At 39.4% G+C, this 13,432-nt stretch carries 6 protein-coding genes; all 6 read right to left on the reverse strand.

Features of this window, described 5'->3' with window-relative positions:
* Nucleotides 1–98 precede the first annotated feature (98 nt).
* On the reverse strand, nt 99–1,157 hold the full coding sequence (locus G9H60_RS04060) for a DUF4249 domain-containing protein (RefSeq protein WP_223142835.1): 1,059 nt from the start codon (nt 1,155–1,157) through the stop codon (nt 99–101).
* Nucleotides 1,157–3,646, reverse strand: coding sequence for a TonB-dependent receptor (locus tag G9H60_RS04065; RefSeq protein WP_223142836.1), 2,490 nt, complete (start codon nt 3,644–3,646; stop codon nt 1,157–1,159). Before G9H60_RS04065 ends, G9H60_RS04060 begins: the two co-directional genes overlap by 1 nt.
* A complete protein-coding gene (locus tag G9H60_RS04070; protein ID WP_223142837.1) occupies nt 3,643–5,196 on the reverse strand; it encodes an FG-GAP-like repeat-containing protein in 1,554 nt (517 codons plus the stop codon). Before G9H60_RS04070 ends, G9H60_RS04065 begins: the two co-directional genes overlap by 4 nt.
* A gap of 3 nt (nt 5,197–5,199) precedes the next feature.
* Complete coding sequence (locus tag G9H60_RS04075; RefSeq protein WP_223142838.1) at nt 5,200–8,511, reverse strand: VCBS repeat-containing protein; 3,312 nt, start codon at nt 8,509–8,511, stop codon at nt 5,200–5,202.
* Nucleotides 8,512–8,525: 14 nt separating this feature from the next.
* A complete protein-coding gene (locus G9H60_RS04080) occupies nt 8,526–11,828 on the reverse strand; it encodes a VCBS repeat-containing protein (protein WP_223142839.1) in 3,303 nt (1,100 codons plus the stop codon).
* Between the two features lie 103 nt (nt 11,829–11,931).
* Nucleotides 11,932–13,401 (reverse strand): RagB/SusD family nutrient uptake outer membrane protein, encoded by a 1,470-nt coding sequence (locus G9H60_RS04085; protein ID WP_223142840.1) that lies wholly within the window; start codon nt 13,399–13,401, stop codon nt 11,932–11,934.
* Between the last annotated feature and the right edge of the window lie 31 nt (nt 13,402–13,432).

Below are 13,432 nucleotides of genomic sequence, written 5' to 3' on the forward strand. Positions count from 1 at the left end.
TTATGCAAGCATACTAGTTTGCGTTTTATCGAGCAGAATCGGCTGACCACTAAGGATTGCTGAAATCAGTGGAAAAATGACGATAAAAAGATTGATAATTAGTAAATAGGCAAGCTTAATCCCACATTATAAGGAATCCAAGCAGCTAAACGACAATCCCACAAAGGGGTATTTTGATATCTCAATTTATTAAATTCAATATAACTGACTAGCTTTTGATACGATTCAGCGGGAATCCCCTGATACCTATCTACCAACTTGCGTTCTTTCGATTTTCCTGCGACCATAAAATACCCTAAAACTTGACGATCAGGCTTGTTCAAGCAAGTCAAATTTCCAATGATTTGGGCAGGTACCTTATCAAAAATCCCACCATCCAAGATACGCTGATCTTCTTGGCGTTTCCAAAACTGATATGTTGCTTTATCTACATGATAGACCTCCAATTGCACATACCATTCTGTAAAATCATCATAAGGTATAGATTCTAGAGCTAAATCAATTTCCCTTCCATCCAAATAGAAATCATCAGCTAAAATTGGCTGCGTATTTTGGATTGCCTGCCAGCACTTATTGTAACAAATAGGTACTGGAGCCGGTGGAGGTGGAGGGGCAGGGCAAGTAGTCAAAAACTGCATAAAATCTTGTCGCTTCACAAAATAGTAATCCTCACTTCCACGGGAATCTTGTAAACTGGCCTGCAATTTAAAATGCATATTCTCCACCTTTTCTGCGTTCTTATAGCTAGAAGTAAAAGACTTTAATCCAATGGGCATAGATAGTTGCTGCCAATCCGATGCAATGTCTAGTCCGTCAGCCGTCCTAATTTCCAAACGGTATTTTTTCCCAACCTGACCTTGAAATGAAGCAGGAGATTGATACATTCCTTTTTTAATTTCCATTAAAGCTGTAACAGCACCCGTTTCATCCACAATTCGAACCACAGCACCAGGAATCGGCTGCCCCTGGAATTCGGTGGGGTCAAATGGCGAGTAGGCAGAAGTATAATTTAATCGAACGGTATAAGGTCCTGCCAAATTAGACATCTCTCCATACACCACAAGTGCATTGCTTAGGTTTTCTGTCTTGAAATCCATTATTTCCGTCTCACAAGAGAACAATCCCAATAACACAGCCAATATCAACAATCTCTTCATCAGAATTTAAAATTATAGGTCAAGGACGGAATGGCTGCTCCCAAAACGGATAATTGATACGTGCGCGCTTGATTAATCAAACCGGTTGATGACCTAAAAAAGATGGAATAGGCGTTTTCTCGAGCAAAAAGATTGTAGATGGAAAAATTCCAACTACCCTGCCAGCGTTTACCTTCCTTTGCTTCGATGGTGAATCCAACATCCAAGCGCATGTAATAAGGTATACGTTCTTGATTACGCAAGGTGAAACTGGGACTTGAATATCCGTCCAATAATGGCTGTATCGTTGTACCGGTCAAATAAGTATTGGAACCTCCCGCGGTTGTCAAGCCTGGCCGTGGAAAAATCCCGTTGGCATACCCATAATCAAATAAATCGTTGAAAGCATATACCTTATATCGGGCATTCGGATAAGTAATCGGCCGACCAGAAGTATACGTAAAATTCGCATTAAATGAGATGCGTTTGGATAAGCGATTATTCAAAACAAACTTAAAATTATGTGGCATGTCAAAGTTGGCCGGAAACTCTTTCCCGAAATTTGCGGCCACTTGATTTGCATTGGCTTCAATCAAACGGAATGAACGCGCATAGGTATAAGAAACCCAACCTGTCAATCGTTTTCCCCTTGCCTTTTTCAAGAAAAACTCGGCACCATAGGCACGTCCTTCTCCTACTAATAATTCAGTCTCAACAGTTGGGTTCAAATAAATAGCTGCTCCATCCATGTAATCAATTACATGAGATAATCGTTTATAATAAAATTCTGCAGATGCCTCAAAAACAGCATTTTTTGCATTGCTAAAATTTCGAAAAAAACCGATGGAATATTGATCCACTACTTGTTGGGGTAAATAAGGATTTGAATTCTTCCAAATATCCACAGGTGATACCGCCATAGTATTGGACAACAAATGCATAAACTGCTGCATACGGTTATAACCAATTTTAATGGACGTATTGGTATCCAATTTTACTGCCAAAGACAAACGTGGTTCAAAGCCCCCATAAGACTGAATCACATTGCCGGATTGAAATCGTAAAGTATCTGTGATAGTATTGATTGCGCGGGGTAAACCGGATTTATATCGATAAAATACTTGGGGTCCTTGTAATTGATAATAGGCATAACGTAAACCTAAATCCAGACTCATCCGCTTATAAATTGGCAAGCTATGTCCTACATATACAGCCATTTCACGTGAATATTCCGCTTGCATGGGAAAGGTATTCACCACAGAATTGACTGTACTTGGCTGAAATGTCCCAGCATCATTCCGGTAAGTAGTGAATTCTACTCCAAAATCACTTCGGCCCCATTGTTTTAGATCTAAACTTAGGTCTTCTCGAAGTGTTTTTTGGACTATTGATGGTCGCCAAGTAAACTCATAACCAGATTTCAATCCATCTATACCATAAGAATAATCACTTGCAAAGGCATTAAAATGATGTGACCAATTACGCCATAAGGCAAAATGTTGAAAGCTAATAGTCTTGGTTTGCCAAGTATACATGGTATCTGCAGCAAATTTAAAACCGTCAAAACTGGTATAAGCCGATAATGAAATACGCTGATTTTTACCGATACGGTGTGTCAATTTGACGTTCATATCGTAAAAATTGGCCTTACTTTTTTGAAGTGCTGGATTGGGGAAGTAGCCCAAATAAAAATCCGATAAAGAACCTCTTACACCCAAAATCAAAGATGTTTTCCCTTTATTCAAAGGCCCATCAACCAACAGTCGACTGGATATGGGACTAAGGCCACCTTGGATTTGCCACTTTTCAAAATTCCCTTCTTTCATGCGTACATCCAACACCGATGAAGCGCGACCTCCATAATTACTTGGAATTCCTCCTTTGTACAAACTCAAATCTTGTACCATATCGGCATTGAAACTCGTAAAGAATCCGAACAAATGGGATGTATTAAACAGGGGGACACCATCTAACAAGACCAAATTTTGGTCCACATTACCACCCCGTACATTAAAACCAGAAGCTCCCTCACCTACGGTTGAAACACCGGGAAGTAACATGATACTTCGAATCACATCTGCCTCACCCATCAAATTGGGCAATTTTTTAAGCGTGCTACCCGCCATTTTTTCTACCCCCATGATGGTTCGGCTCACGTTGGCATCAGACTTTTCCTCTGAGATAACCACTTCATCTAAAATTTGCTCCGACTTCTCTAAATAAATCGATATCCGTACATTTTCTTTTAAGTCAATTTTAGCTGTTTTAAATTTATACCCAAGGCTGCGAAAAACAGCTCCGTAAGAACGAGCAGGAAGTGAAAGTGAAAAATAACCAGAAGAATCCGTTCTTGCCCCAATGGATAGACCCGAAAAAAAGATCGAAGCCCCTTCGATAGGGGTCTTCGTTTCGATATCCTGGATGGTACCTGAGAAAATATAATTTCCTTTTTTTTGACCTAAGCTTGCGAAGGACAATAAGAAACAGCATACGATTAAAACCTGTTTCATCGTTTCTGATTGCGTAAAATCAACATTCCATTCGCCTGCTTCCAAGCAGGATCAAAACTGCCTTCAGGAAATTTAGCTACGGCATGACTTCCCAATGCGATATCCACATCACCATCACCATCGAGATCCCCTACATCCATAACGGACCAGCGGCCAAGATGTTGAATCGGTAAACTCTTGGTCTGAAAAGAAGTACCCGTATTTTCCAAATACAAAAATCCCTCAGAACCGCGTTTTTGGACATCTGGAAAAAGTGCAATGGAAACCAAGTCCTGATCCCCATCCAGATCAAAATCAGCTGCTAATACTTTGGTAGCACCGTTTTGCGGGAAAAATGCACGCTGTTTAAACGTGAAGTTCCCTTCATTGTTGAATACATATATACCATGATAGGGCTTCAAAACGGTCGAAAAATCGGCATTGTCTCCTGCCGTACAGACAATATCCCAATCTCCATCTTGATCCAAATCGGCTATATCAAAGGAGCTTGTACCATAAATGGGAGGAAAACGCAATAGAATTTTAGAGCTAAACTGGAGTTTACCTTGGTTCAAATACAGGATAATCCGCTCATCACCTTGTGCAAACAAAGCCAACATATCCTGTTTTCCATCTTGGTTAAAATCCTTTACTATTACCCGAGTTGCCCCTGTTTGAGCCTCCACTACTTGCTGCGTCCAATTACCTGATTTCCCTTTTTTCCAAATGGATAATCCTCCTATTTTAAAGCCAAATTCACAAGAGACCAATTCCTCTCCAGCATCTTCATCCAAATTAGCTGAAATCACTTGCAATGGCCGATTTAGGTTTTTTAACTCCTGCTGATCGACCTGCATTTTTTGGTTGTTAAATGTCACCGATTGACTTAGTCCATTCACCTCGGGATTTGCTTGGGTGGTGGTACCTATGAAAGTAAACCGGTATTTTCCATGACTACCTTCCACATGGGTTAATGCATTTTGATCTTTCCATTGCTGAATGGATTTCCCTTGTTTATCCAATAACCAAATAACACGATTCGACTGATCTCCAGCAATGATCTGATGACTTGCTGCATCCATTTTTATAGCCGTGAAATTAGGGAATGTTGCTCCTTCCAATTTTACAGGCAAATCTTCTACACGAAACAAATTTTCTAATGGAGCAATCGGTTTGGCCTTTGTTTCAGGGAAATTAGCGGGAGATTCAGCTAGATAATAAGCTTTAATCTTGTCCCAATCTTCATCGGAAATAAGTGCTTGGGGAGATTTTAAAATGGCATAATCCGATAAGGGTTTCTGCAATTGATCTATTTCTTTCTGAACCCCCATGAGCGTTCCCATGTAAGGCAAAGTACTGTATTTCCAAACGTTGTTGGGCAACATATCTGGGCTTGGTAAAGCATGACAGCTAGCACAATGCTGCTGTGCTAGAGCTTTTCCTTCGGCCACTTGGGTATCTTGGCAAGCCCAAGTAAATAGTGAAATATACAGAACAGATAGCCCAAGCAAGAATTTCAACCCAAAAGGCAAAATTCGTAATACGGGAAGCTTATCTTGTTGTAGCCCCATCCCTTATTTCAACTTTTTAAATACCTGTAACTGGTCATTATTTCGACTAACTAAATACAATATCCCCTTAGCTGTTTTGATATACTTGATATCGCGTATGTCTCCTTCTAAGAGCAAACCTGTATCTGTTGGGACCAATGCTTTAAAATCGCCTCGCCCATTTCCTGCCAAAATTAGTCCAAAGAAAGCATCATATCGTGCTTGATACATAGAAGCCCCATTAAAATTACCTCCAACAATCACATCTAAATTCCCATCCTGATTTACGTCTTCGGTCTTGATGACCATGATTTTGGATACCTGGGCCAAGCTTGGTAAATCTTTTCTTTTAAATTTACCTCCACCCAGGTTTTCCACGTAAATGGATTCAAATGTATTGATTCGTTTTTCTATGGCTCCCTCCAATTCCTCCTTTTCAAATAATTCATCAATACTCAAACCAGCAAACTTCTTGTAATCCGTAAAGCGCTTATTGATGATGCTAGGTATTTGTTTTCCCATTTCATCCTTACTGTTGATAGGGTACCAAGTATCCTTACCTGCTCGATTATAGGCCACAATATGTTCTTTGGTATCGTTATGATCAATATCCTTAATCAACATTTTTAATTCTCCGCCTGGATCTCTTCTAAGCTTGGTATTGGTTCCTAAATTGCCCACTACCAAATCCATATCTCCATCTTTGTCAAAATCTCCTGCACTTAAACCTCCCCAAAATCCTGTCAAATCAGACAATTCATTTTCTTGTAAAGTCAATTTACCTTGGTTATAGTAGAACATTTTGATTGGCATCCAATCTCCTATGACCACCAAATCTTGATCTTTATCCTTGTCTAAGTCCACCCAAATCGCATCACTAATCATTCCCGCTTCTCTTAGTTCAGGGGCCAGCTGCTGTGTTTTGTCGGTAAATTTACCTTTACCATCATTGATCAATAAGTATGATTTAGGCGAAAGTCCGTATTGATAGGCTAAAACTCTTCCGCCTACAAACAAATCTATATCCCCATCGCGGTCAAAGTCGATAGGGCGAACTACCGATTTATTGTCAAACATAGGAGGTAAAGCCACAGAATTACGCGTGAAGTTCCCTTTCCCGTCATTGAGGTACAGGCGGTCATATTGCTCGGGCATATTATCATAAAACTCATTTCCCCCGCTGACAACATATAAATCTTGGTCTTTGTCGCCATCCGCATCAAAAAACAATGCATCTACATCTTCCTGCAAGGAATCCGCTAAAAATGCCGTTTGTTTTGACAGGACAAAACCGGTGCTTTTTTGCAGGTACAATTGCCCTCCTTGGTATTTAGCCCCACCTACATAAAAGTCTTCTAATCCATCTCCATTGACATCCCCAATGGCTAATTTAGGGCCCTCTATGGACACTTTAAATGGAATTAATAACTCACGGTTAAAGTCGAAATACGTATTTTCTTGATGCTTGAAGGGAATATTCGTCGCTTTACTTACTTCTTCAAATAATGGCTTGGGCTTGGCAACAAATGTAAAATCTTTGACCAGGATAGAGGCATTTTTTTGATCTACTGTCAAAGTGGTATTGATACTTGGCTTGGTCAAGATTTGCATCTTTTCATTCTCCCATATCACCAAGACCGAGTCTATCTGGCTTAGTTTTCCTATTCCAAACAACAAACTAGGCTCCACTGAACTCATGAATCCACGAGTAGGCACTAATTGTTGCAATTGCTGCCCATCCTTGGTTTTAAGAATGACTTTAGCTCCAACGCCAAAAGTGTTTTTATCCGATCCTTTGAACTTGATTTTGAGGTAATTATTCTTCAATAATTGTCTTGCATTATTTTGATAGATTCCTGCCGCTTCATTTAAGTTATTGGTGATTAAGTCCAAATCCCCATCATTATCTAAATCCGCATAGGAACTACCATTGGAAATCCCCGCCGCTTCAAAGCCCCAAGCTTGAGATTTATCCTTAAAGCGTAAATCTTTGGACCCCTGGAAAAGGTAATTATGCCATTTTCCGCTCGGCATTAAATCAATGGCTTTTTGATCCAATTGATGCGAGGTAGGTAAACCATAATGCAAAGAATCCCCAATGACAAATTTCAGGTAATCCAAATCATTCGGTCTACGTAAAATACCATTTGAAACAAAAATGTCTTTGATACCATCTCCATCATAATCGGCCATCAAAGTGCTCCAAGACCAGTCGGTAGCGGCTACCCCAGAAGAAACAGCTACATCACTAAACTTCTCCCCGCCCATGTTTAGCTGCAAGCAATTGCGGCTATACTGGTTAAAATAGCCAAACTGCAATTTGTATAAATAAATATCCAGAGGATCTTCGCCTACTGATGATTTTTCTACCTTTTCATCTTCTGGATACATATCCAAGGTCATGATATCTTGGTATCCATCGTTATTGATATCGGCCACATCTGATCCCATAGAAAAGCGACTCAAGTGCTTAAAGTGCTCTTTAATGCCCTCATGAAATGTGCCATTTTTCTGGTTGATGTAGTAATAATCATCCTCATGAAAATCATTACTTACGTAGATATCCATCCAGCCATCATTGTTCAAGTCCGCCACGGATATTCCCAAACCATAGCCCATAGCTGCTTGGTAAATTCCTGCTTCTTTGGACACATCCACAAATCGTCTACCATCGTTTCGGTATAAATAATCTCCTGCTTCATTGTCTTTCAACATCCGAGTATTCACACGGTCATAGGATCGTGTATTATGTACGGCATGATTCAACAAATAACAATCCAGATCACCGTCTTTATCATAGTCAAAAAAGGCAGCCTGAGTAGAAAAACCCGTAAAATCCAAACCAAACTGACTTGCCTTCTCCGTAAATGTTAGGTCTCCATTATTGATATACAATTCATTGGACCCTTCCATTCCTTTGAAGTTACCTACTGCACAAACATATATATCCAATAAGCCATCTCCATTGACATCAGCCATGGTAACACCTGTTTTCCAATCAGAAAATCCTTCGATACCCGCCTTTTGAGAGATATCCTCAAACTGCATATTGCCTTTGTTTAAATAGAGTTTATTCTTTCCTTGATTGGAAACAAAAAACAAATCAACCAGACCATCATTGTTAATGTCACCTGATGACACTCCACCGCCATTGTAAAAATAGAGGTAATCCAAAATATTAAAATCTTTGGTTTCTGTAATTTGATTGATGAAATCGATATTGGTTTGTTTGGCATCCAATTTCTCAAATAACACCACGTCAGAATCATTCGTCTGACAAGCAAACAAGATAACAGATAAAAAAAGGGCTACTAGGGCTTTATTCACTACTTTCATGTAAAAAAAACAGTTCATTTATTCCATTGAAACAACTGAGCGGCTTCATTGTTTTTGGCTAAAACAAGTAAGATTCCTTGTTTTGCTGATTTAATTTTGGCTATATTTCGAACCTGACCTAATGTTATAAATCCAGAATCTTTGGATTTCATCACATCGAACTTGCCTTGACCTTTCCCAACTAGGAGAAGTCCGTAATTGGCATCAAATCTTCCCCATTCGGGTAAGGTATCGAAGAAATTACCAGCCAAGAGAATGTCCATTTTCCCATCTTGATTAAAGTCGCCAGTTTCAATGGCTTTAATGGGAGAAAACTGAGCTTCCACAGGCATTTCAACCAATGTAAAGTTGCCTTTACCATCATTAATCATAAAAGAGGAAAGCGTATTGGTAATTTGTTTGGTCACCATATCTTGTCGCTGATCTTCATCAAACAATTCCTCAATGGTCTTATTGGCGTAATCCTTGTACTTGATAAACTTCTTTTTAATCATGGGTAAGGCTCGCTGAATTTCTCCTTTCAGCACCATAGGATAGGTGTTTCCATCTTCCGTGATACATGAAATAATTTGCTCATAGCTACCGTTTTTGTCAAAATCGTTCACATGTAAAAAAGCAGGCTTATCTACTGTGGCTCTAATTTTAGAGTTCAATCCTAAATTACCTAGAATTAAATCGGTATCTCCATCGCCATCTATATCGGCTGCTTTCATTGAACTCCATAAACCTTCAGATCCCTTCACCTCTTCCATCAAGGTAAGTTGTCTACCTCGTTCATTCTTAAATACTTTGATAGCTCCCCAATCCTGGGCTACTACTAAGTCCAAATATTTATCTCCATTCACATCCACCCATTCAGCATCAGTCACCATACCCAACTCCGATAATTGAGGCATAAAACGTTTGCTTTGATTTTTAAAACCACCTGTGCCGTCGTTGATATACAAATTACTCACTGGATTTATGCCATATTTAGCAGACAGCATACGGGAACCTACAAATAAATCGAGGTCACCATCTTGATCAAAATCTCCTGCTGTCACCGATGAACCATTTTCATAAATGGAAGGAAAGCGTGTATCGCGTTTAAATTGGCCTTTGCCATCATTCAAATACAATAAATCATGCAATTCAGGGGCATTGATTTCAAACTCATTACTACCTGTAACGACAAACAAGTCTAAGTCGCCATCCTTATCCGCATCAAAAAATAGTGCATCAGTATTTTCTGTTGTTCTATCAAAAGCGAAATCAGCTTGAAGGGATTCTTTAAATGTGCCTGATGCTTGTTGGACAAACAGTTTTTTATCTTGACCGGCTGCTCCTCCTAAATAAATATCATCTAATCCGTCGCCATTCACATCACCCACGGCCATGGCTGGTCCCATGGTAGAAAACTTTTGTTTCAATAAAACATCGCGGTCATAATCGTTGAATACACTTTCTTGATGTACATAATTCAATTTTCCGTTTGTTACATCAGCAAAAAGCAGATGGCTATTGGCTTCCTTCTTGGACCATTTATCCTTGGCAACGGATTGATCCAACACAATTAGTTGATCCACTTTCACTGACTTAATCATTTGATATGAATCATCAGGCCAAACTACTTTCAACGAATCAATTGTTGACTTATCTCCTAAACCAAAAACCATTTGATGGTCACAAGATGACTGAAAGCCCCGGTTTGGCATTTGCTGCAAAATTTTGGCTTGCCCTTGTTGATACACCGTCACGGTAGAGCCAATTCCATTTAAGTTTTTTGCTTTGCCTTTGAGAGCCACACGAAGAAAATGGTGCTTGAACTTTTCCGTTGATTTATTTTTATAAACAGACAAAGGGGCATTGACGTTATTCACCACCAAATCTAAATCTCCATCATTGTCTAAATCTCCATAGGCAGAACCATTTGAAAAACCAGGTCCTTCCAGTCCCCAAGATTTAACTTGATTGGTGAATTTCAAATCACCTTGATTTTGGTAGGCATAATTTGGAATGGGTACAGAAGAAATTTTATCTGTAAATTCTTTATAGTCAAATTTCTTCCCATTCAGCATCTGCTGCATAGTATTCCGGTCTCCTAGGAAGTCCACAAAATCCTGATCCGTTAAATCCTTGGCAATTCCATTGGCTACAAATATGTCTTTTTTACCATCATTGTCCATATCAAAAATCAAGGCTCCCCAGCTCCAATCGGTAGCATGAATTCCAGATAATTGTCCGATTTCACTGAAGGTTCCATCACCATTATTCAGGTGCAGGTTATTTCTCATGTATTGATGCCAGAAACCTTGTTTTAGTTTCAATTCCATGAGGTTATAGCCTTCAAAAATACTGGTGGTTTTTAAGCGTCGATCGTCGCCCGGCAACATATCGGTTACAAAAATATCTAGGTTACCATCGTCATTGATATCCGCGATATCAGCTCCCATAGAGCTTAGACTGATGTGTGGCATTGCCTTTTCCAATTCCTCTTTGAAAGTACCATCATGTTGATTGATGTACAGGTAATCCCTTTCATAAAAATCATTGGATATATAAATATCTGGCCAATTGTCGTTATTGACATCGCCGATTGTGATTCCTAATCCAAAACCAATCAAACTTCCATAAATTCCGGCTTCTTCTGAAACATCGGTGAATTTGATCTGACCTTCACTATCATTTCTGAATAGTTTATCTCCTCCTAATTTATCGCGTTGTTCACGCAAATTCATATAGCCTAATTTCCCAATAGGGGTAAAACTATTGTTAAGCAAATACATATCTAAATCCCCATCACGGTCATAATCAAAAAATGCAGCATGGGTAGAAAAACCTCCATCTTCCAATCCAGCCTCTTTGGCTATTTCTTTGTACTGAGGAATCCCTGACTTAATTCCCTGGTTTAGATACAATTGGTTCCCTCGTTGATCTCTGGAACCAGAATTACATACATAAATATCCATCAGACCGTCGCCATTGATATCGGCAAAGGTTACTCCCGTGGACCAAAACTTTTTACCGCTAATACCTGCTTTCTGGGAAATATCCTCAAAATGCATATTGCCTTTATTGAGGTATAATTTATTATCCTCAAAATTGGAAGTCACGAATAAATCTGACAACCCATCATTATTAACATCGCCAATGGCAACGCCTCCACCATTATAAAAATTCCGATAATTGAAGATATTGAAGTCTTTTCGATCTAAACTTCGGTTCACAAAATCTATTCCCGTTTCGGAAGCAGGTAGTTCTTCAAAAAGCGTGTCTTCTTTGGTTGAACAAGAAAACAGAAACATGGATAAAGAAAAAAACAGGAAAAACTGCTTCATGCTTAAGGTTTTCAAATTAGGGCTGCAAATTACAAAGGGAATAGACAGAATAAAACAAAAAGGCAGAACCAGGGGCTCTGCCTTTCTATCATCAAATTAACAATTAATACCCAGGGTTTTGTTTCAACAATGGGTTCGCGTCAATACGTGGTTGAGGTATTGGGAATAATTCACGCGATTTATCAGTCACTTTCATGAATTTACGAACTTGAGAGAAAGTTCCGAAACGAATCATATCGTTACGTCTCCATCCTTCCCAAGCAAACTCACGTCCACGCTCAGCTAAAATATCAGCTGCAGTGATAGTTTTCAATGGATCCACACCAGAACGTGTTCTGATTGTATTCACATCCGCTAATGCTTGAGCTGTATTTCCTAAACGGAAAGCTGCTTCAGCACGCATCATGATGGCATCTGCCAAACGGAAAACTACGTAGTCATTTGACTGGTCACCATTCGGGTTATTGCGTTGGATCTCATATTTCTGAGAACGGATACCTGCAATTTGGAATTCAGGATCCGCATCAGTCATTTGATCTTTTTGGAAATCAGCTACGAAAGACAATGGATTTCCTTTAGCATCTGTTAAAGGAGCACCAGAAGCAGCAAATTGCTGACCTTTGATCCACATTGCTTGACGTAAATCTTTCGATTCAAATGAGTTATAAAAATCAGCTAAAGTACAGAAACCATTCCATGGTGAGTTTCCTAAACCGTAAGTTTGCTGATTAGCATAGTGTAGGGTTCTCATTTGGAAGTTCATACCACCTGCTTTGAAGCTATCGAAAGGAATAGTCCAAATATTCTCTCCTGAACCTTGGTTCTGAACGATGAAGTTAGAAACCGTAGAAGAAGATAAGCTATAGTTGTTAGCAGATTTGATTACTGCATCAGCTGCATTGTAAGCACCTTGCCAGTCAGCAGTTCCAGAGTAAACAGCTGCATTCAATTTTAACTTAGCTAGCAACATGGTAGCCGCATCTTTCGTCATACGAGAATATGCCTTTCCTGTTACTAAGTTAGGAATCGCAGATTCTAACTCAGATTTGATGAAAGCATATACTTCAGCACGTGGCTTAGTATCACTTTTTGATGTAGGATCAGTGATAATAGGCACATTACCAAATGCATCAATTGCCATGAAGTAATAGAATGCACGGATAGCACGAAGCTCATCAACGGCTTTCTGATTTGTCTTTACAACTGGAATCAATTGATTTACTTGAGAAATGTTACCAAAAATGAATCCCCACATACCATTGATAGGACCGTGTTGTGGAGTCCAAGTATGACGAGAATAAGCTAACCAATCTCCACCATCGTACCAGTCACCACCACGGGTTGGTACAATTAACTCATCTGAAGACGCTTCACTAGGATTGAACCAATCCCAAGTAATACCTCTCAAACCTCCATAAGCAGGTCCAAGTGCCGCCGCAATCTGTGCATCCGTTTTCAAGAATTGATCTGCCGGAATAGCATCATACACTGGCTCAGTTAAATCTGTACAAGACGATAGGGCTAACGATGAAATTACACCTACTGAAAGTACTTTATATATGTATTTTTTCATATTTCAATAATATTAATTAATGTCTATAACT

It is taken from the genome of Aquirufa aurantiipilula (assembly GCF_019923745.1).
Taxonomy (GTDB): domain Bacteria; phylum Bacteroidota; class Bacteroidia; order Cytophagales; family Spirosomataceae; genus Aquirufa; species Aquirufa aurantiipilula.

Excerpts from the sequence above, each read along its gene's own strand:
- G9H60_RS04065 (WP_223142836.1), bottom strand. The coding sequence starts at position 3,646 with ATGAAACAGGTTTTAATCGTATGCTGTTTCTTATTGTCCTTCGCAAGC.
- G9H60_RS04080 (WP_223142839.1), bottom strand. The coding sequence starts at position 11,828 with ATGAAGCAGTTTTTCCTGTTTTTTTCTTTATCCATGTTTCTGTTTTCT.
- G9H60_RS04060 (WP_223142835.1), bottom strand. The coding sequence starts at position 1,157 with ATGAAGAGATTGTTGATATTGGCTGTGTTATTGGGATTGTTCTCTTGT.
- G9H60_RS04070 (WP_223142837.1), bottom strand. The coding sequence starts at position 5,196 with ATGGGGCTACAACAAGATAAGCTTCCCGTATTACGAATTTTGCCTTTT.
- G9H60_RS04085 (WP_223142840.1), bottom strand. The coding sequence starts at position 13,401 with ATGAAAAAATACATATATAAAGTACTTTCAGTAGGTGTAATTTCATCG.
- G9H60_RS04075 (WP_223142838.1), bottom strand. The coding sequence starts at position 8,511 with ATGAAAGTAGTGAATAAAGCCCTAGTAGCCCTTTTTTTATCTGTTATC.